General features: G+C 49.5%; 17 protein-coding genes and 4 pseudogenes. 8 read left to right on the top strand and 13 right to left on the bottom strand.

The window, feature by feature from the left end:
* Nucleotides 1-224: 224 nt before the first annotated feature.
* The gene (locus tag ABIC79_RS24665) at nt 225-563 is read left to right on the top strand and encodes a hypothetical protein (RefSeq protein ID WP_013578367.1); all 339 of its coding nucleotides are present in this window, start codon (nt 225-227) and stop codon (nt 561-563) included.
* Nucleotides 564-672: 109 nt separating this feature from the next.
* Here ABIC79_RS24665 and ABIC79_RS24660 read toward each other — a convergent pair whose 3' ends face one another.
* The 7 genes and pseudogenes from ABIC79_RS24660 to ABIC79_RS24630 all read right to left on the bottom strand — a co-directional run bounded on the left by ABIC79_RS24660 (nt 673) and on the right by ABIC79_RS24630 (nt 7,861).
* Nucleotides 673-1,164 (bottom strand): CPBP family intramembrane glutamic endopeptidase, encoded by a 492-nt coding sequence (locus ABIC79_RS24660; protein ID WP_354568793.1) that lies wholly within the window; start codon nt 1,162-1,164, stop codon nt 673-675.
* A 935-nt stretch (nt 1,165-2,099) separates the two neighbouring features.
* On the bottom strand, nt 2,100-2,882 hold the full coding sequence (locus tag ABIC79_RS24655) for a site-specific integrase (protein WP_354568780.1): 783 nt from the start codon (nt 2,880-2,882) through the stop codon (nt 2,100-2,102).
* A pseudogene (locus ABIC79_RS24650) lies at nt 2,882-3,139 on the bottom strand (hypothetical protein); the annotation flags it as partial. The pseudogene ABIC79_RS24650 and the gene ABIC79_RS24655, both read right to left, overlap by 1 nt.
* A 31-nt stretch (nt 3,140-3,170) precedes the next feature.
* A pseudogene (locus tag ABIC79_RS24645) lies at nt 3,171-4,715 on the bottom strand (Tn3 family transposase); the annotation flags it as partial.
* Between the two features lie 321 nt (nt 4,716-5,036).
* Nucleotides 5,037-5,888 (bottom strand): SMP-30/gluconolactonase/LRE family protein, encoded by an 852-nt coding sequence (locus ABIC79_RS24640; protein WP_015697042.1) that lies wholly within the window; start codon nt 5,886-5,888, stop codon nt 5,037-5,039.
* A gap of 87 nt (nt 5,889-5,975) precedes the next feature.
* A complete protein-coding gene (locus tag ABIC79_RS24635) occupies nt 5,976-6,449 on the bottom strand; it encodes a DMT family transporter (RefSeq protein ID WP_015697043.1) in 474 nt (157 codons plus the stop codon).
* Nucleotides 6,450-6,463: 14 nt separating this feature from the next.
* On the bottom strand, nt 6,464-7,861 hold the full coding sequence (locus ABIC79_RS24630) for an amidohydrolase family protein (protein WP_015697044.1): 1,398 nt from the start codon (nt 7,859-7,861) through the stop codon (nt 6,464-6,466).
* Between the two features lie 130 nt (nt 7,862-7,991).
* On the opposite strand from ABIC79_RS24630, the gene ABIC79_RS24625 reads away from it, so the two are divergent.
* The gene (locus ABIC79_RS24625) at nt 7,992-8,909 is read left to right on the top strand and encodes a LysR family transcriptional regulator (protein ID WP_015697045.1); all 918 of its coding nucleotides are present in this window, start codon (nt 7,992-7,994) and stop codon (nt 8,907-8,909) included.
* Nucleotides 8,910-9,002: 93 nt separating this feature from the next.
* On the opposite strand, the gene ABIC79_RS24620 is transcribed toward ABIC79_RS24625, so the two are convergent.
* A complete protein-coding gene (locus ABIC79_RS24620) occupies nt 9,003-10,193 on the bottom strand; it encodes an MFS transporter (protein WP_119261557.1) in 1,191 nt (396 codons plus the stop codon).
* Nucleotides 10,194-10,280: 87 nt separating this feature from the next.
* On the opposite strand from ABIC79_RS24620, the gene ABIC79_RS24615 reads away from it, so the two are divergent.
* The 6 genes from ABIC79_RS24615 to ABIC79_RS24590 all read left to right on the top strand — a co-directional run bounded on the left by ABIC79_RS24615 (nt 10,281) and on the right by ABIC79_RS24590 (nt 16,263).
* Complete coding sequence (locus tag ABIC79_RS24615) at nt 10,281-11,075, top strand: AraC family transcriptional regulator (RefSeq protein WP_187510456.1); 795 nt, start codon at nt 10,281-10,283, stop codon at nt 11,073-11,075.
* Between the two features lie 317 nt (nt 11,076-11,392).
* Nucleotides 11,393-12,628 carry a DegT/DnrJ/EryC1/StrS family aminotransferase gene (locus tag ABIC79_RS24610; RefSeq protein WP_241917326.1) on the top strand — a complete coding sequence of 412 codons (1,236 nt, stop codon included), beginning with the start codon at nt 11,393-11,395 and terminating at the stop codon, nt 12,626-12,628.
* Entirely contained in the window at nt 12,612-13,445 is an 834-nt protein-coding gene (locus ABIC79_RS24605; RefSeq protein WP_241917325.1) for an HAD-IIB family hydrolase, read from the top strand. The genes ABIC79_RS24610 and ABIC79_RS24605 overlap by 17 nt, the downstream gene beginning before the upstream one ends.
* A complete protein-coding gene (locus ABIC79_RS24600) occupies nt 13,442-14,458 on the top strand; it encodes a Gfo/Idh/MocA family protein (RefSeq protein WP_241917324.1) in 1,017 nt (338 codons plus the stop codon). The genes ABIC79_RS24605 and ABIC79_RS24600 overlap by 4 nt, the downstream gene beginning before the upstream one ends.
* 6 nt (nt 14,459-14,464) lie before the next feature.
* Nucleotides 14,465-14,734 (top strand): SemiSWEET family sugar transporter, encoded by a 270-nt coding sequence (locus ABIC79_RS24595; RefSeq protein WP_241917323.1) that lies wholly within the window; start codon nt 14,465-14,467, stop codon nt 14,732-14,734.
* A complete protein-coding gene (locus ABIC79_RS24590; protein ID WP_241917322.1) occupies nt 14,731-16,263 on the top strand; it encodes a flavin-containing monooxygenase in 1,533 nt (510 codons plus the stop codon). The genes ABIC79_RS24595 and ABIC79_RS24590 overlap by 4 nt, the downstream gene beginning before the upstream one ends.
* Before the next feature lie 31 nt (nt 16,264-16,294).
* Here the strand turns inward: ABIC79_RS24590 and ABIC79_RS24585 are convergent, their stop codons facing one another.
* The 5 genes and pseudogenes from ABIC79_RS24585 to ABIC79_RS24565 all read right to left on the bottom strand — a co-directional run bounded on the left by ABIC79_RS24585 (nt 16,295) and on the right by ABIC79_RS24565 (nt 20,231).
* Complete coding sequence (locus ABIC79_RS24585; RefSeq protein ID WP_241917321.1) at nt 16,295-16,747, bottom strand: acyltransferase; 453 nt, start codon at nt 16,745-16,747, stop codon at nt 16,295-16,297.
* Nucleotides 16,748-16,862: 115 nt separating this feature from the next.
* Complete coding sequence (locus ABIC79_RS24580) at nt 16,863-17,570, bottom strand: SOS response-associated peptidase family protein (protein ID WP_241917320.1); 708 nt, start codon at nt 17,568-17,570, stop codon at nt 16,863-16,865.
* 58 nt (nt 17,571-17,628) lie between these two features.
* Nucleotides 17,629-18,963: pseudogene (locus tag ABIC79_RS24575) on the bottom strand (DUF8535 domain-containing protein).
* Nucleotides 18,964-18,988: 25 nt separating this feature from the next.
* Nucleotides 18,989-19,210: pseudogene (locus tag ABIC79_RS24570) on the bottom strand (Tn3 family transposase); the annotation flags it as partial.
* Nucleotides 19,211-19,697: 487 nt separating this feature from the next.
* Nucleotides 19,698-20,231: a carboxymuconolactone decarboxylase family protein gene (locus ABIC79_RS24565; protein ID WP_013578382.1), complete on the bottom strand. Its 534-nt coding sequence runs from the start codon at nt 20,229-20,231 to the stop codon at nt 19,698-19,700.
* Nucleotides 20,232-20,256 lie beyond the last annotated feature (25 nt).

The following is a 20,256-nucleotide window of genomic DNA, read 5'->3' as shown; positions in this document are numbered from 1 at the left end:
TTTCACTCAAAAGAAAACGTGTGACTGAAGAAAAGACTTACCATGATGTTGCTGGAGTTTTTTACTTCTATTTCATTTTCTTTATGAAATAGTTATATATATGTTGGTAATGAGAATTCTTCAGCTTCACTTTTTTCGGCAAGTGTCAGTATCACTGCTAAGAAATTTTCTGGTGGAGACCAAATTATTAGCAGAATAATCATAACCGTTACGAGGGTAAAAAAATGATAAAAGAACTTTCTCAATCTCAATTAGCTTTAGTTGCAGGCGGGAATGCTAACTCCAATTATGAAGGAGGGCATGGCGGCGGTAACGTACATGACCATCATGACCAAGCATCCTGGAGTCATCTTGCGGGAAGAGCTCCTACCAATATATATGGAGGTACTACAGAATGCGCTACAGGCGTTTTTGGAGCACTGGCTAAAGGCTTTCCTAATGCGGTTAAAATGGGCTTCGGTGTGGCTAAAAATGCAAGTAAATGCCTGTCTGATAATGGCGGTCGGGGCAGTTTTGGCGGAGACGCTAATGCCAACAGCGTCAATGGTCAATGCCACTGGTAATCAACTGGTAATCACGTCCAAATAGTTTACATTACGCTAAGCTACCCTGAAGTAATAACGACTTTAGGGTAGTTATATAAATAATTATGAGCTGACATCATGGTGAATATCATTGCATGATTAGACTGAAAAAATTCATGAACGAGTGTAAAACCACCGGATATAGAAGACCATTAGTACGTTTTCTTATATAAAACAGCAATAATCCTGAAATGAAAATATTCAACTGTTGATATATTTCATAAGAGTTAAAATGAAAAAAGCAAAAAATAAAAGTTGTTATAAAACAAGTTACTATCCAGTCATCATTGAATTTGAAGTTTATTAAACCCAGAATGAACCCTCTAAAAAAAACCTCCTCGTATAATGGCACGATAAAGACAAGGACAATGAAAAGTGGAATTGTTATGGGGGGGGTATCATATCCAGGCTGTTCACTATGAATATAAAACAATCCTGACAGAGCGAAAGAGAAAAATAACAAAATTAAAAATAAAGTGATATTGGTTTTAGAATTCACAAAATTAAAATTAATGCCATTTAATTTTTTTGAAAATATGTTATAAACATAAGCGGCGAGAGATAACTGACAAATCAGCATCAATATTATTGAATCATCAAATCCAATTTGGAAAAAACTCGTCAGGATATAAGGGAATATGGTAAATAAAAGATAAAGGGTTATGATGACTAAAATTTTAGCTTTGTTTTTTTTAAAATTTCCTGTAAAATCCTCTTCCATTATTTTAAAAGTCCTGTCGTATAAAGTTGCTCTGCATCATGGAGTTTAAGGGGGAATGTAATTCCTTAAACTTAAAATTATTTAAATCATAAAAGCCATTAATGAATGGCTTTTATGGGAAATCAGAGTTTCAAAAATTTTCCTAGTGATTAGTACTGGTTTTGTCTGCGATCCAAGATCCAGCTTTTAGCATGAGGCATACGAGGAGCAAGCTGACTACAAAGCTTACAAACGGGTGGGCCGAATACTGGGTTCCCGCAGGATTAAGTGGGGAATAGTGTATTGCTAACAAGGATAATATTAGGCCTACTAACACAAACATAAATTTTTTCAAGATCCTCACCTCTTTCCTATAAAAATTAATATAATAAGTATAATGGTAGTTTTGGTACTAACCCACCTGTCATAGATAAAAAGCAAATCTAAAGCATTTTAACAACTCTTGACTCCAGTTTGATAATAACTCAGCCCCATATTCCTTTAAGAAATTCCTCAATTCAAGAAATTATACCCTCATAAAGATTCCAGATCCAGCTACGCATTTTGAATGAAATCAATCTTCTCTCGCTAATTCTGGCAACTTAAAGCTTTTACTTTCCTACTCCGAACAGACTGCAATTCCTACGCACCAAAACCAGACACAGCTAATGCGTAAAACTACTTAGGTTAATTGCACAGAGTTATCCTTATGAAGTGGTTCAATGCTGTGTCGAATGTAAAATGCCATTCCTATCACGCACAGGAACTGCGTGGTTTTACGGAAAGAATGCTAGTTGAAAACTTATAGAACACCATCATCGTGACGTCTGCCTGAGCATGGCCACCGCGTCGGCGCCTGGCATCGAGAACTGCACCCGATGACGGGTCGCCACGTCCAGCGCAAATACCCTGGTATAGACCTCCGTCGAACTGACCGACTTGTGTCCCATCAGGCTCTGCAGCACCTTCAGTGGAATACCGGCGTACAGCATATGCATGGCGTAGCTGTGCCGGAAGGTGTGCGGTGTCACCGGCACCGAGAACGTGACGCCGTCACAGCCAGCCGCGTCCACCGCCTCGCTGATCCAGCTACGCACCGTGCGGTCGGTGATCTCCCAGATGCGCGCCTTCTCGGTCTTACCGGTTCGCTTATTGCGTCGCTCCAGCGGAATTTTCAGCGTGGCCACCATCATCTGCAGCTGGCTGACGTACAGGTGATCCGAGAGGGGGATCAGGCGAAGTGCCTGGCTGCCGGCGGGTGCCCGCCCGGCCGTTCTCGCCGCTTTTTCTGTGCGTTGTTTGAGCGTGGCCAGATGCACGAACGGGTAAGGCTGTGCCAGGGAAAAATCCCCCCGGGTCAGGGCCAGCGCTTCGTTAATGCGCGCGCCGGTGTTCCAGAGCGTCGCCAGCAGCATCTTGCGGTGCAAATCCGGCACGTAGTGGAGCAGCGCGCTCACCTCCGGGGCCAGCAGGTATTTCGGCAGGTCGTCCTGGACCAGGGCCATCTTGCGGAGTGCCAGCGCGGTGGGATAGTCGATGGCCACGGGTAACTGAGCAACAGGGGCCGACTGCTGTCCCAGGGTAATGATTCCGGCCATCAGGATGCGTCTCTGGTTGAATATATGTTCAGTGCTGAAGCAATAATTTCTCTGTTTTCTTCCGTGCGGCCGTCACCGAATAAATCCACTTCCTGCCGCATTGAAATGTCAGCCGCATCTATCAGTTCATAAACCTTCTGCAGGGCATTCTGCAGCTGCAGCGGTGATATCGCGAGCGGCACATCCTGCTCATCCACTCCATTCCGGTGGACCAGGTCGTTGCGCCACTGCATGATGATGCCAAGAGGCGTGAGAGGGGTCCGCTTGGAAAACGGAAAATATCCTACGCTAAGCCTGTTTTTTGTACAGACCACTATCCACTGAGCGTAATGAACGGTATTTACCCTGTCCCAGCTTTAGATTTGTCCGCCAGACGTAATCCCCACTCAGATTGATGTGCTCCCATCCCAGCGGGGACAAATGAGAAATCAACTGGTCATTTAATGGGATCCCTTTTCGTCTCAGGAAATCTATGGCTCTTTCTATATATACCGTATTCCACAGGGAGATCGCCGCAGTCAGCAACGTCAGACCACTGGCCCGGTAGCTCTGATTCTCCAGCCCCCTATCTCTGATCTCACCCAATCGGTGCATAAAGACCGCTCGTGCAAGCGCATTGCGGGCCTCACCTTTATTCAGCCCCGCCTGTACGCGTCGGCGCAGTGATGGATCGCGAAACCAGTCCAGCATAAACAGTGCCCGTTCGATGCGTCCGATTTCCCTCAATGCCTTTGCAAGGCCATTTTGTTTAGGATAACTGGCCAGTTTTTTCATCATCAGCGATGCGGTAACAGTCCCCTGTTTTATCGAGCTTGCGAGGCGAAGTACCTCATTCCAGTGTGTCTCAATGTCTTTAAGATTCAGTGGGGTTGTGGATATCACAGATTGAAGTCCCGGATAACGCTCAGCCTTTCCATGAATAAACAGGCGCTTGTCATGAAGATCCCGGATCCTTGGTGCAAATGCGAATCCCAGCAGATGCATTAGCGCGAAAACATGTTCCGTAAAACCTGCGGTATCGGTGTAATGCTCGGTGATTTCAAGATCACTTTCGTGATATAGCAAGCCGTCAAGTACGTGGGTTGAGTCGCGCACGCGGCTGATGACTTTGGTGTAAAACGGGCTATATTGATCCGAAATATGCGTATAAATCTGCACACCTGGCTCCTGACCGTATTTGAGATTGACCTGACCCGCATAATGGCCGTGACTGCCCACCCGAAAATTCTGCCCGTCAGACGATGATGTTGTTCCATCGCCCCAGAATGCAGCCAGAGGCCGTTTTTTCTGAGCATTGACCAGCTCGGCCAGCGCTGCTGAATAGGTCTCATCCCTGATGTACCAGGCCTGAATCCCCTCCAGTGACGATTTTGTCGTTCCTGGACAAGATTCGGCCATTTTTGTCAGCCCAAGGTTGATGCCATCAGCCAGAATCGTGGTCATTAACAACTTTCTGTCTTTAGGTCTGACGTGATGATTTTTGAGATGTGTGAAATGGCGGGTAAAACCGGTCCAACTATCCACTTCATCCAACATTTCAGTAATCTTAGGGTGAGGCAACATGCCATAAACCAGATCGGCAAAAGGGGATGCTGATGAAGGGACGCTATTATCCAGCGGGGTAATTTTCACGCCTTTATCCGAGATATCCACATCGGGCAAATCACCGGCCAGCGCCATTGCATTCACTTCCTCCAGTCGCGATGCCAGAAGCGTCATGCGGCTCTTGATGTATTCATGGCAATCGGTCGGAATGGCAAGGGGTAACTGGTTATCCCGAAGTGACTTTTCAAAATCGGAAGATGGGATCAGATAATCATCAAAGTTCCGGTATCCGGGCTGGATACAGTCATATAATGCCGCGAGTCGTTTCCCTGCGGGCTTTACCGATACCGGACCCAGTTGGGTGCTGGGCGAGTCACCCGTCTGAAATAAAATATATATGGGATGTCCGGTTCGTATTTAGGCCGAAAAGGGCTGGTACAAAATAAATGCCAGTAGAAGCTGAATATCTCAGTGTCAAAGATCCGCTGCTCGCTCGAAGCAGCCTGATGGGCTTCACCTACAGCAGTTTGGTGCCAGAAGCGGACATTACTGGCAGACTGAAGCAGATAAAGTCCTGCCCGCATGCGGCAATTAGAGCTCTCACATTGTTTATGCTGCAAACCGGCTTTCTGGTAAACCGGCAAAGACTGCAGATTCGGCCTTCAGTAAAGCACCGTCATAAATTGATGGCGCAGAAAGCCCCACAGAAGCAGTGGTGCAGTAGAGGTTGGTGAAGCCCTCACCGGCCAGTATCGGACAGGTGCTCTGGATACCAGGGGATGGCAGGATAGTGTCTGTGGTCCCATCCGGACTGTAACGAACAATACGATTCCCTCCCCATTCAGCATTCCATAAATAGCCCATCGCATCCACGCAGGAGCCGTCAGGTGCACCATTGCCTGCTGTTTCGGTGAACACGCGCGGGTTCTCCAGAGATGGATAATCGCAGCAGAATATTTTGCCCTGCATCGAGTCGCTGTAATAGATCGTGCAGCCATCGGGGCTGAAACAGATGCTGTTCGGGATGGCGACCTCGGGCAGCGCAAGCGTTTCAACAGTCAGCGTTGCAGCATTTAGTCGGTGAAACTTACCGATGACTTTTACGGGATAACCTTCATCCATAGTCCCAAAGACAAAATTACCGGCACGGTCGCACCGTCCGTCACCTGTGCGGGTGCCTGTTTCTCCCGGTGAGGCTGCCACCGTTGTAAGAATACCGGTGTTGAGATCATAGAAAGCCAGCCTGGACGCGAGTCCCATCAGCAGAATGTGACTCTTTTCGGTCAGGGCAAAGGATCCAAGGCGTTCTGGCAGCGACCAGCGCATCACAGCGTCATCGCCTTCTTCTAAGGCGAGTAGTTCACTGCATTCAATGTCAGTCCAATAGAGTCTGCATGTTCTTTCACACCACAGGGGGCACTCTCCCAGCGTATTCCTGACATCAGCTGCAATTGAAAACATGTTAATCCTCCGGATAAATAAAGGTCGTACTGCACATTGAGCGTGACTCACCCGCGTCTGCGCTGTGGTAAACGTGGGTAAACGCAGTTACTGCAGATAACGCGCAGAAAGTCGATCGCTGAAAAGCATGACGGCAAGTCCGATCAGCATAACCAGCATTCCCCCCAGCCTGAGTAACGAAACCGGACGCCGCACAGCGCCCAACAAGCCAAAATGATCAATCATCTGCGAGGAAAGTAACTGTCCGACAATCGCCAGCCCGAGCAGAGCTGAAAACCCAATTTTCGGCGCAAGCACGACATAGCTGAACAGTGCACATGCACCTATCATTCCGCCCGCCAGACTCCAGAGGGGTTGCGACGGGATCGCCGCTAGCGATGTCATCAACCCACCCCGCAGCAGCGCGTAAATCCCTAGACTGAACGCGCCCGCCGTAAATGAAAACAGCGCCGCAGTGACCGGGTCGCCGCCCAGTCCCTTTGCCAGCTGGCTGTTCAGGGTCGTCTGCAGGGTGATCCCCAGACCTGCGGCAAAAGCGATTACGTAATAGGTCATGCCCATGCTTTTCATCCTGGTCAGTCGGCCTGCACCAGCGGCAGGAAGGTGTCAGCAAAAATGTCAGGCTGGTAGCCAGAGGCTGCAAAAAGGTGCTCACGCGACTCATCAATCGCCGCACGTAGTCGCGCGCTGTCTACGCCCAGCACCTTACCGTTCTGTTTAACGATGCGTCCGCCGATCATGACGGTGTCGATGTTGCTGCGCTCGGCGGCATGAACCACCGTGCCAAAGGCATTGCCGGACGGGTAAAGATTGAGATCACTGACGCTAATCAGCACCAGGTCGGCTTGTTTGCCTGGCGTCAGGCTGCCAACTTTGTCCTGCAGCCCTGCACAGGCAGCGCCATCAAGAGTCGCGGCTTTAAGGAGTTGCGCCGCCGGAAGCGTTTTCAGCGCATGTTCAGAATCGCAGCACTGCTGCTGATGCATGCCCATCACGCGCTGCAGGTAAAAGGCGACGCGCATCTCCATAAACATATCGGTGCTGTACGACGTTTCATTGTCTACGCTCAGGCCAGGGTTGATGCCATGACGCTGCGCGGCCTCAATGGCGAACATCCCGCTTTCGATGCCATAGTGCGAATCTGAGCGCGGGCAGACGTTCACCCGGACACCGGCCTCCCGCAGAATTTCCCATCCCCTGTCGGGCAGCGCCGTGCAGTGATTGAAAATATTGTCCGGACCCAGAAGCCCCTGCTGATGCAGCGACTCAAGTTCAGACCCCATCTCAGCGCCAAAGAACTCAGTGACAATCGACAGTCCCAGCCGGCGGGCTTCGGCCCACAACTCCGGCTCCAGCTGGGCCATGACGGCGAGAGAGACCAGGCTTTCAGGGTTGTCGGTGAAATACTTATCCTGCAGACGCTGCCAGTTTCCCGGCCAGTGCGCTTTATCCCATTCGCCAGCTACCGGTGCGCCGGAAGCATGAATGGCACGAATGCCGGTATCAAGCAGGGCCTCGACGGCGGCATCGGAATGCGCTGCGGTTCGGCTGTTGTGCGAGTTATCGATCATTGTGGTGATGCCCGCGTCAATAGCGCCCAGCGCCGTCAGCAGGTTGCCAACATAGATATCGGCAGGACGGTAATATTTAGCGAAGGAGAAGTGCGTGGCGTTGCTGTAGTCGTCCAGGCAGGTGGCGTTTGGGTTAATGCGGCGCAACTGTCCTTCCCATGCGTGACGATGAGAATCGACCATTCCCGGCATGGCGATCATGTTGGTGGCATCAATGACATGCGCACCAGGCACATCCAGGTTCTGGCCCACGGCGGTAATAGTTGAGCCGTTGATGAGAATATCGCCGTGCTCAATGTTACCGACGCTCCCATCCATGCTCAGTATCGTGGCGCCACGAATCAACGTAGCCTGTGAAGTACTATTCTGATTATTAACAATATTTCGGATGTATTTGGTCATTAAACCTGCCTCTTTCCTGATTAATGGGGAAACGATACACCACGTTATTAGCCTGAATAAGATGCTTAAAGCGTTTTCATAATTCATAATTCGCGAATAATCAGACTCACTTTTACCCAGGAGCAGGACGATGGATCGGATTCAGGCTATGCAGGTTTTTATAAGGGTTGCTGAAGCCGGAAGCTTTGTGCGCGCGGCAGAGACACTGTCACTGCCAGCTTCCACCGTCACCAGCACGATTAAAAATCTGGAGAAATACCTGCAGGTACGTCTGCTTAACCGGACAACAAGACGGGTCAGCCTCACACCTGAAGGACTGCAGTATCTGGTGCAGTGCCGGGAGATCCTGTCGCTAATTGAACTTAGTGAATCCAGCCTGAGTGATTCCGTCAGGCGACCCCAGGGACGGCTGCGGGTTGATATGCCAGGGGGTATCGCCCACTTCGTCGTCATGCCCAATCTGAAAGAATTTTACCGGCTCTATCCGGATATTTACCTGATGATTGGCGTCAGCGACCGGCAGGTCGATCTTGTTCAGGAAGGGATAGATTGCGTGATCCGAACCGGAGAATTAACCGACTCCACGCTGGTTGCGCGGCCACTTGGCCGGTTTCGCTGGGTGACCTGCGCCTCGCCTGACTATCTCAGGCAATACGGTGTGCCTGAGACGCCGGAAGCGTTGTCGCTGCATCGGGCGATTCATTACTTTTCCGGTTCGGGAAGACGCACTAATGAACTGCGTTTCACACGAGGCACTGAGGCCTTCTCTGTGCCGGTTGAGGGGGATGCAGCCGTTAACGAAACGGGACTCTATATCAGACTCTGTCTTGAGGGTTTTGGGCTGGCGCAGCTTGCTGAGAATGTGATTTCGGAGAATCTGCGGCAAGGCAAACTGGTCGAGGTTCTGGCGGACTGGCAGCCACCTTCCGTGCCGGTGACGATGCTCTATCCGCATCAGCGTTTTCTCTCTCCCGCCGTGCGTGCTTTTGCTGACTGGGTCGGCGAACTTTTCAACGATGTCGCAGGTGAGAAACGGCCTTCCCGGTAAGAGATGGTCTTGAGAGCAAGAGTACGCTTCAGAACGATAATGGACAGCATCCACAGCAGAGGAACCGATCGTTCCCCTGTGGTGCCAGCCAATTCAGCCCGTCTGCTGTACAGGTTCCAGATGCGCATTTCGTCCGGCAGCCATTCCGGTGCAGGCACCTGCGACCGCGATTGCTGCGGTCATCAGTAATGGCAATGTCCAGCCTCCGGACAACTCCTGTACTTTGCCCAGCAGCAGCGGACCCATCGCCGCCATCAGATAACCGACGCTCTGCGCCATGCCTGACAGCGCGGCGGCGTCACCGGCATTTTTGGTACGAAGTCCGATGAAGGTCAGGCCCAGCATCATACTGGCACCCGAGCTGAAGCCGAGAAGAGCAGCCCACAGCATCGCCAGATTCGGCAGGTACATGATGCCGATAAAGGACGCAGCGGTTAACAGGCTGACGCCGGCAGCGGCTGCTTTCTGATCGTTGAGGCGACGCAGCGTGGCGGCCAGAATCAGGCCGGGAATGGCGGTGGTCAGCTGAAGAATGCCGTGTACTTCACCGGCCTGGGCTGAGGAGAGTCCACTGTCCGTTAGAATGGCGGGCAGCCAGCCGACAGCAACATAAAACGGCATCGCATTCAGGCCCATAAACAAGGTGACCTGCCATGCCAGAGGCGAGCGCCAGACCGCGACGGTCGCCGTTGTTTTCTCACCCGCTGCTGGCAACTGATGCTTCATCTTTAACTGGGGCAACCATAAAAGCAACGCAAGCAGCGGTGCAATAACCAACATGGCTAACGCGATGTTCCAGCCCCAGTTCTGCGTCAGAGGAATGACAACGGCTGAACCAATAGCACCAGCCGCGCCCATGGTGATGGAATATGCCCCCGTCACGGAAGCCACGTTGCCAGAAAAGTCGCGTTTGATAAGGCCAGGCAACAGGACATTGCCGAGGGCAATCCCGATACCTATCAATATGGTTCCGCCATAAAGCGCCCAGACACTGCCTGTGGAGCGAAGCAGGATGCCCGCTGAAATCACGGCCAGGGCACCAAAAAGGGTGCGTTCAAGACCGTACTTGTGTGAGATGGATGCGCTCAGCGGTGAAAAGGCGGCAAATGCCAGTAAAGGCAGCGAGTTAAGCAACCCAACGGCAGTAATACTTAGCCCAAAATCATGGCGAATAGACTCTAAAACGGGTGCGATAGCGGTAAAAGGAACACGCAGGTTGATAGCTATAAAAAGGATGCCGGTCACAAGTATGATTGAAGACCACTTGTTCGTAGTGTGGGACATAAATTTTGCTTTCTCTGGTAAAAAGAAAGACTTTAAAGGACGCATGAGTTACAGAATATAGATAACCTGACAACATATAACTAAATCATGCCACTTAATAAAAAACCGGTGACCTCACCGGATGAGTTTAATTCCGATGCTTTCAGTCAGGCTGCTATCGCGCTGCATGTATCATCGTCAGGCGAGTATGCAGGTCAGAGTCCGCACGCTCACCGTAAGGGACAACTTATTATCTCTTTGCGCGGTGCAGTGAGCTGTGAGGTTGAGGATGCGCTGTGGCTTGTTCCACCCGGACATGCTGTCTGGGTTCCGGGTGAAATCCCCCACAGTTGCCGGGTCACGAAGAATGCAGATACCTGCTTTCTGTTTATCGAACCCGGCGCGGCAGCGATGCCGGAAATCTGTTGTACCCTGGCGATTACTTCTCTGGTCCGCGAGCTTGTTCTGTATCTGGCAGAACAGGGACAGGCTTATTCTCCTGACAGTAAAACTGCCAGGCTCGCAGCGGTGCTGCTGGAGCATATTCCGGATGTGCCGGTTGAAGCGCTCCATCTTCCCGTATCCGATCATCCTAAAATCCGGAATATGGCGGAGGCACTTTTTAATGAGCCTGATGATCGGCGAACGTTAAAGCAGTGGGCTGCACATCTGGTCACCAGCGAACGATCGCTGGCCAGGCTGATAAAAGAGGCGACAGGAATGAGCTTTGGTCGCTGGCGTCAGCAACTGCATTTGATGATTGCCCTGAGCCATCTGGCTGAAGGTCAGTCCGTGCAGCGCGTAGCCGGAACGCTGGGATATGATTCGGTCAGCGCATTTATTACGATGTTCAGAAAAGCGCTGGGTAAATCACCGACGCAATATTTTTCGTCTCTAAACTAATGCAAAACAACACAAACCGAATTTTTATAAAGAACCCCAGCGTCCGCTGTTCACTCAAAACTGCCTGTCATTCCTGCTTAAAAAACAGGCTTAACGTAGGATATTTTCCGTTTTCCAAGCGGACCCTAGACTGAGGGCTTCAGGAAGCAGAAAAAAATCCATTAGAGATAGGATCTTAATAGGGTAATAAGCCAAATTATGACACATATCACTTACATGCTTCATACAATTGTGATCACATTCACCAATTCGTAATACGAATATGAAACATTACCCTCCGATGGTTTATTTTTAGCCCACATCAAATGGAGGTGTTTATGGAAAAATTTGACGATGTCAGCGTTTTAAATGAAATGGTTTTCAGCGCATCAACGGAGAATGAACTTCAGGAACGGTTTAAAGATATTTACCGCAGAATTAATGATGAGAATGAATATGATGAGTCCGGACATATTGCATTTCTGCCTCTCTCAAGACTGAATTCACGTCAAGAACGGCAGGAATGCCGGGACATCATTTCAGATGTCATTGAAAGCGGATTTTTTACCAGCGGGCCTTACATAGGGAAGATAGAAGGAGTATTAAGCAATTTTTATGATGCACATACATGCATTGCCACCAGTAGCGGGACTGATGCGTTAAAAATCGCACTTAAATCTGTCGGTGTTGGTCCCGGTGATGAAGTGATTGTCCCTCTGAACTCCTTTGCTGCTACTGAGAATGCTGTAATGGCTGTCGGGGCAGTACCCGTGTTCGCAAATATTGATAAATCTTTCAATATGCTTCCAGATGAAGTGGCACGCCTTAAGACATCTAGAACAAAAGCGGTATTACCGGTCTGTCTTTATGGTTCGTGCCGGCATATTGATGTCATTTATCGCATAGCCCGCGAGGCCGATATCCCGGTTATTGTGGATGCGGCACAGTGCTTCGGGATCCGGTCACTCATGAATTATTGTGACTTGCTGATTCTAAGCTTTAACCCGTTCAAGAATATCGGTTCCTTCGGCAAGTCCGGTGCGATACTGACTCAATCTCCCGAGTTGGCCCGCATGGCGAGACAATATTCCTATCATGGATTTGCTGAAGGTAAAAAAAATATAAAAGCCCAGGACTGGGGGTTCAACAGCCGCATGGATAACATGCAGGCTGCCACGCTAAGTGTCAAACTCAGACACTTTGAAAATAATGCAAAGAAACGCTCTCTGCTGGCCGCACGCTACCATCTTCTGCTGGCAGAGCTGTCGCATAAAATAATGCTTCCGCCTGAGAAACATCAGAATACCTGGCATCTATTCCCTGTACTGATCTGTCAGGGGGCGCGTGATTCTTTGTTTTCCTTTGCGCGTGAAAGAGGAATTGAGTTAGATATTTACTACCCAATCCTTTCTCATTGCGGGGAACACCCTCTAGCTACAGAATATTCCAGTCCTGAACAGTTTATCCCTTCTGAAATTATTCATTCTGCATTGTTTCATCTTCCGCTGCATAACCACATGTCGCTTCAAGAACAGAACAGAGTTATCGAGGTACTGTATGACTATTTTAAATGAAAAATGGCCATCTGAATTTCCTTTCCCAACGGTGATTCGTACTGTTGTTTGCTGCGATCTTGACGAAACATACATCCCCTCGACCATTGACAAAAAGCCATCAGGGGGAGTCGACTTGCTGGAGTCTTATCTTGTATCCAATGCTGTTGAAAAAGGCATCCTCGCAGGTTGGGTGACGGGAACTAATCTGGATTCGGCCTGGCGTAAATCCAAAGGCTATATTTCACGGAGTCCCCATTTTATCTGTTGCAGCCTAGGGACTGAATTCTACTGGGTAAGAAATGGCATGCTCTGCCCATCGGACGCCTGGTCTGAACGGATACGTCGTTCAGGATATAGCCGTGAAAACGTCGACTCTATAGTCGGCATGCTGATGGAAAAAGGTATGCCCCTACGGAAACAACCGGAGGATTATCAGGGACCCTATAAAATCAGTTATTACTATCCTGAAGGTCCGGCAATGGACAGTGACTTTGCCTTCATACAGACACTGGCTGATGAACGACGTGTTCGTGTCGTGTTTACCCGCTGTAATCCGGCCGCCGGAGATCCCCCCGATAGCTATGACGTTGAGTTTATCCCCCTTTGCTGTGGCAAGGATCAGGCGGTTTCGTTTCTCATGGAAGAAACCACTCTCCCGAAAGAAGCCGTTATCGCATTTGGGGACAGCGCGAATGATTTCGCCATGTTTGCGAAGGCTGGAAAAAGTTATCTGGTGGGTAATGCTGACCCGTTCGCGATTAAGCAGTACGGCAGCAGTCTGGATGATGCGTATTGCCATGGAATACTGAGCGTACTTAAGGAGTTAAAGGGATGATTATTGGCATTGTCGGTTGTGGCGGTATTGCCCGCGCCCATGTGTATGCACTTTCCCTCAATAAGCTGGTCACCGGGCTTGCCCTGTATGATGTCAGTGAAGATAACATGCGCGAACTCAGCGAGATAAGCGCCCTGCCGGTAACTCGTTGTCAGCACCTGAAGCAGTTGGCGGAGATGAGTCATGGCTTCGTCATCTGCACACCCAATCATCTCCACGTCAGTGTAGCTGAAGAGGTTCTTCGCTATAAACCGATCCCGTTTGTGTGCGAAAAACCGCTCTCAACGGACCTAAGCTCCGCCCGTTATCTTAAATCAATTGCGCCGGAAGGCAGTATCGTGTCCTTTAACTACCGGTATAACCGGGTTATCGACACAATTATGCAGCTGATAAAAGACCGTGAATTAGGGGATCTGCATTTCTTCTCTGCAGATTTCAATAAAAATTCGGCACTGACTCGCCATCACCTTACCTGGCGTGACTCTGCCCAGCAGAGCAAGAGCAGTGGTGCACTGGGCGATCTCTCCTGCCATCTTTTGGACCTGTTTTGTTTTATAGGCGAAAGCCCGGTTGCTCTTAACGGGATTAGGACGGTAAAGGGAACACGTGTCGGCGAAAAATCAGATGGGCTGGTTGAAGTGGATGATAACGGGTATGTGATGGGGTGTTCAGAGAAGGGAGCCTATTTCAGAATTCATGCCAGTAAATCTGAAACAGGGCAGAATCTGGGGCTGCACATGCAGATCGTGTTTGAGAAGGGAGAGATACGATATACCACTCATCAGGAAAACAGTCTGCTCCTGAGCCTGTTTAATGAGACCGGTACTGAAACTATTGGTTTCGGCGGTGTGAAACGTTTACCTGACCCTCCACGGGAACTTCCTTTCTGGTCGGATTCATTTATTCATCTTCATGACGATTGGTGTGCCCTGGTTAAACATGGCACATCAACCCCGATGCTGGCGGATTTGTCGTCAGGAATTCACATCCAGGAAATTATCGAGGCATTCTGAAAGAAAATGGACACTATTCTTTTTACTGGGCTGTTTGCCGCATTTTTTACGACGTTTGCGTTTGCCCCTCAAAGTATCAAAACGCTCCGGACGCGCAATACCGAAGGTATCTCCCTTGTAATGTACATTATGTTCCTCATCGGGGTTATTTCATGGATTGTTTATGGCATCCAACGCTCTGACTTTGCTGTGCTCGCCGCTAATATTGTCACATTGTTTCTGGCGGCACCGGTGCTGATAATGACACTTATCAACCGCAGGAGAAAACACGTATGAATATTGCGATCATCGGTGCAGGCCCCGCCGGATTGATATCAGCCCGCAACGCTATTCAGGCTGGTCATTCTGTTGTTTTGTATGAGAAAAATACTCAGATAGGGGGGATCTGGAACCCCAAGAGCGGTGGTGCTTATCGTAACGCTAGAATGCAAAATTCTCGGGATGCGTTTCATTATACGGACTTCCCTCCAGGATCTATCGATGCATTTCCCTGTGTGGAGGAGGTGTTCGGATATCTTTCGGCGATGGCCGGCTCAGATGATATTCGTGAGGCTACCCGGCTGAATACTGAAGTGATTTCACTCCGAAAGACATCAGAGAGCTGGTTGATCAGCAGTGATTGTGAAGGACGATTTAGGGAGGATGTTTTTGACAGGATCATCATTGCAACTGGTGAACTCTGGCAGCCACGTCCGCCGGCTTTGTCCGGAGCTGAACACTTCTCAGGAACGCTGATCTCATCACGGGAATACCACGAGCCGGAGAAATTTAAAGGGCAGAATATTCTCGTCATAGGTGGTGGTGTCAGTGGAGCTGATATTGCTTCAGATCTTGTTCCCTATGCAAATACAGTGAGTATTTCGGTAAAAAAAATGGGGCTCTACCTCCCAAGACAATTCCGAACTGGTCCGAATGATATGATGCACTCCTATTTGGGCAGGTGGATGTTGAGTCGCATGAATTATTCAGAATTTATCGATTATCTCGATAACATTATGCCTGACTACATGCAGACCTACCGTGCATCTGGTTTGTTGCCAGACCTTGCGAATAATAATGCGGTGCACGTTAACGAAAAGATCATACCTAACGTGGCCGCTGGCCGGATAAAGGTTAAACCACAGGTAGAGCGTTTCACGGATAAAGGGTGTATCGAATTCGTTGACGCAACTCAGGAAAAATATGATGTCATCATTACCTGTACCGGCTACGAAATGCCTGATTATTCGTTCATTCCAGGTTTTGACAGGAAACAGCTGTATGAACATTTTTTCTGGACGGAAGATCCTACTCTCGCTGTCATCAATCCTCCTGTAGATACTGCTGGTTTCGGTGCTGCGTTTCCCTACTTTGATATTATCAGCCAATGGGTTATTAATGTTTTCACTGGGAATTCAGAACTTCCGGAGAAAATTGTTATGCAGAACTGGTGCGCTGAACACATGGCTTCACTGCATGTTAAACGCTTTTATGACAGCTGGCTGGAAACCATCCGTATAGGGTTGCGGGCGGGCCTCCTCCCAGATCCTTCCAGGGACTTTTCCTCTTACTGGAACATCATTACCAGTGTGGTTAAACCTGGCTATCTGGCTAGGCCGCCGGTAACTCCGGAGCCAGGTATGATAGATAATATGTTTGATTTCAGTACTGCAAAGATACAGATACTGTCAGGGCTGGGGAGAGAAGTTCTCAGTCATTTGCTTAGCAAAGGTGATATCACTGACGCTGAATACAGGGCGGCAGTTGGTAAAGAACCACAGGAATCCATTTCCGCATACCTACCATACTCGCAAATATATCTCTGATAAAAAGGGCCGAAACAGGCCCTTTTACTTTTCATAATAGCCTGATTAATTTTGCCGGGTTTCCTGCATAAATCCCTTTTACCTCAATCGATTTAACCACGACGGAACCTGCGCCAATGACGGAACCACTGCATATATATGGTGACAGAATGGTTGCCCCGCTACCCACAGTGACCGAATCTCCGAGGGAAATGGTGATCCAGTTATTCGGTGACGGGTCTGGTGCACCGGAACGAAACAGATCATTAGCGAACGTCACGTTATGGCCAATAAAGCAGTTCATACCTAATGTTACGTTTTCACAGATAAATGTGTGTGACTGGACCCGGCTACCACTACCAATTAAACACCCTTTCTGTATTTCAACGAAGGGGCCAATGAATACGTCATCCTTGAGTTCACATTCATAAACATTGGCAGGTCTGATGATGGTGACGTTATTTCCAGAAATGACGTCTCGAACTTCACTTTCTATCAATTTCATAGATGTATCCAAAATAAGTTCTAATTAATATTACAGAATTATTGTATGTTACAACTATTCGGATCTACTGCTAATTACAATAACCGCACCCCTGACGTTTTCAGCGAAGCCCTAATCACACCAGGGGGGAAGGTATCTTTTGGATCAGCTCAGCGCCGTTATTGCGAATATTGCCGACTGATTTGGATACGGGATGCCAGGCGAATTCATCCGCTGATACTGCCCCTTCTATAAGCAAGGCCAGTGCCGTGGAGGAAGTAATATCTGGGTTTAACCATTGGTTTGCTTCCGCAGCGCCGAGAACCAGCGGTCGGCGATCATGAATATTCACCAGTCCCTTATTACTCTGCGCGGTGACGATGACAAAACCATCGTCATCAGGTGTTTCTAATGCATCGGGGTGATAGCGCGAGATGGCTGCAAAAAACAACGGCGCGTGGGACCGCTGATAAATGAAATAGGGTTGTTTTATCTTTGGGTCAGAAGGGGATTTTTTCCATTCATACCAGCCGTCAGCCATCACCAGTGCGCGGCCATGTTCAAACAAAGGTTTGAACATGCGGCTGGTGGCCACGGTTTCTACCCGCGCATTGATCATCGGCTGCCGCTTGGTTTCTTTTGCCCAGGCGGGCTGATATCCCCACAGCACCGGATCGAGGTGGAGTTTATCCTCACGCTGATTAATGAGAAGAACCCGGGTGCCTGGGGCGACGTTATACCGATCTATAGGCACCTCATCGATGGCCAATGCGAGCTCAACGTCGGGGTGCAGGGCTTCTATATAATGCGAACGAGGTTCGTATTGCGCAAAGCGTCCACACATTTTCGTTCCTCCATAAGAACCTTAAGCATAGACAGGTAAATAATGCGCGAGGAGCAATTCACTCATTTTTCACTCCTTCCAGATTCAGCATGACCCCGTATAAATGATTGATAAAGGGTTTATCCAGCTCCTGTGGCCAACGGGGTGGGTCTGTCTGCAATAATCCCAGCGTCCGCATCCCTTTATGCTGTTCGGCTTTCCGCTCGCAGTATTCGTCATCGGAATATCCCATCGTCTCAATGACTACGCTATGTTCGGGGCCGCCTGGCGTTATGGCCTGAATGATAAAATCCGGCAGCACAAAGCCTTTCTCTCCCTCGACCTCTACCTCAATATCAAACAGGGGTTTCACCAGGGCAAGATCACCCGCTTTGCCTTTGAGCCATCTGGCCACTTCTGCGATCCCTTCCAGCGTTTGCCGCTCCTACCCGCTGTCTACCGGTACCGGACAGGTACGCCGGAACAGAGCATGCGCATACCCTTCACTGCATATTACCGTACCCTCAGCCCCGCGCCGGAAGGCCAGGATCACCCAGTAAGGCGGCCTCACGCCTTCCTGCGACTCTCCGTTGATGCTGACACCTTTCTCCGGGGCGAACATTCGTTCACCGCCGTTCCAGGCAAAGGTTACGTGCTCACGGCTGACCAGGTCCGACATAAATATTTGATAAAAAATACGGGCTTTTCCTGCTGGCCAGTGGGCGTCAGGACGTTCGAGTTCTAGCATCAGCCTTTCCTGGGCAGCCTCGCCCATCGCCGGCTGAAAGCGCACGATTTCCGAAAGCCGGCGGCCACGAATAAACTCTTGCGCATCCGCCAAGGCAGCCAGGGCGTCAAGCCAGATTCTGGCCGTCTGGTTAGGCAGCGGGCTGACTGGGCTGAAGGTGTTCAGTCCCGCATCCTCGATGAGCGTCAGGAGGAGGCGGGCAAGGCGGGGACGGCGTTTGCGCCGGGTTCGGTCATCGCCTGCCGTCACCGGCTTGCCCGACGCTTTAATGGTCGTTTCCGACTCGTCGGCGGGTAAAAAATCTCGGTAATTGAGGCGCTTGCTGCCGGCGGCTTTCCGTGTTCCTGAACGGGTGGCATCCTCATCGCCTTTAAAGACCCGGAACATCGGACAGGACGGATCATGACTGTGACCAAATCCTGACAGGAACAGCGTCTGGGTTTCAGACATCAGCTTGGCACTGTTGAGCGCGGGCGTGTCGCCGGCGATGCAGCTGCACTGCAGCCAGAGTTCACTCTCACGCATTTCAAGGATAACGTTTTCCGCCAATGCACGATCCTGCGCATTGCGCGCCTGCTTGTGGCCGAAGATATTTTTAACAGCAGTTTCTTCTTCCTCAGTTAACGGGGTCTGATGCTCAGTGGAACGAAAACTCACGTTAAGCAACGTTTTCTGCCTCTGACGCCTCTTTTAATGGTCTCAGATGTCCTTTGCTCACCAGTTCTGCCAGCGTGAAGGAATAATGGCCGAGCATATTGATATGTCCGTGGCAAAGCGGGGAGAGGCGTGCGATATCTTCATCATTCAGTGTTTCACCCTGCGCCCGGAGATGATCCAGGGCTGCCTGCATATAAATAGTGTTCCATAACACGACGGCGTTAGTGACCAGCCCCAGTGCTCCCAACTGATCTTCCTAAACGAGGTGTGGGTTGAATGGTTCCGGCGTGACCGTTTTGTTAATGGTTAGTGCCATTGTGTTAAAAAGTACTGTGCAGCCCCGCGAATCATGCATTTCAAATATCTTAACGTGAGTTTTCGTTCCACTGAGCATCAGACCCCTATAAATGAAGAAATAACTCGTTTGATGGATTCGAGACTTAATCTAAACACAGAAATGACCTTCATCCTTAATCTGATTAACGACAGTACCTGGTTCATGGCTGTCAAAAGTAGGGGGCCGCTTGGAAAACGGAAAATATCCTACGCTAAGGCCATTTCTTAAGCACACATGACAGGCAGCTCTGAGCGAAAAACAGTCGTTGGCAGATCACAATCAACTGTTCTTAGATCACGAGATAATTTATTGTTACTCGAATATAATTCTCACCGAAGTCTGAGGCTATATTCACACATACCATAATTGTTGTGGCAGAAAGAGATATCCTTCTGCCACATGCGGGTTAATTTATTCTTGGAAAGTCCACCACGGTGTCATTCACACGGTTGATCATATTCGTAAACAGAATCGCACTGACCGCACTGATGACTTCAACCACCTGTCGATCGCTAAAGCCTGCAGCCAGAAAACGACTGACGGTTTCTTCTGGTAAGGTGTTGCGGGTCGTCACCAGGGTTTTCACAAACCTGACCAGTGCATCAATATGTTGATCTTCCGGGTACTCTCCCCGGCGTAATGCCTGAATTTGCTCAACGCTGTAACCTGCCATTTTCCCGGTCAATGTATGTGCTGCCAGGCAGTAATCACACCCTGACACTTCACTTACCACAAGGTTAACGGCTTCAATTTCCTGTTTATTCAGTTCGCTTTTAGTCAGCGTGACGTTATGTTGCAATGCCTGACCCAGAATGTCGGGGGCGATCCCGATGGTCTGGTAGGCATTCGGGACTTTACCCATTGCCCGTTTAATGGCACTAAAGAGGTCTGCAGTCTGGCCAGTCGCATTTTCGGGGTGTACGGAAGTTAATCGGCTCATCATTTTTTCCTTTCTGTTTAGGGGT

The organism is Rahnella sp. 2050, from assembly GCF_040544515.1.
Taxonomy (GTDB): Bacteria; Pseudomonadota; Gammaproteobacteria; order Enterobacterales; family Enterobacteriaceae; genus Rahnella; species Rahnella aceris.
Note: the sequence above shows the minus strand (reverse complement) of the source record. Positions and strands in the feature narration are given on the sequence as shown.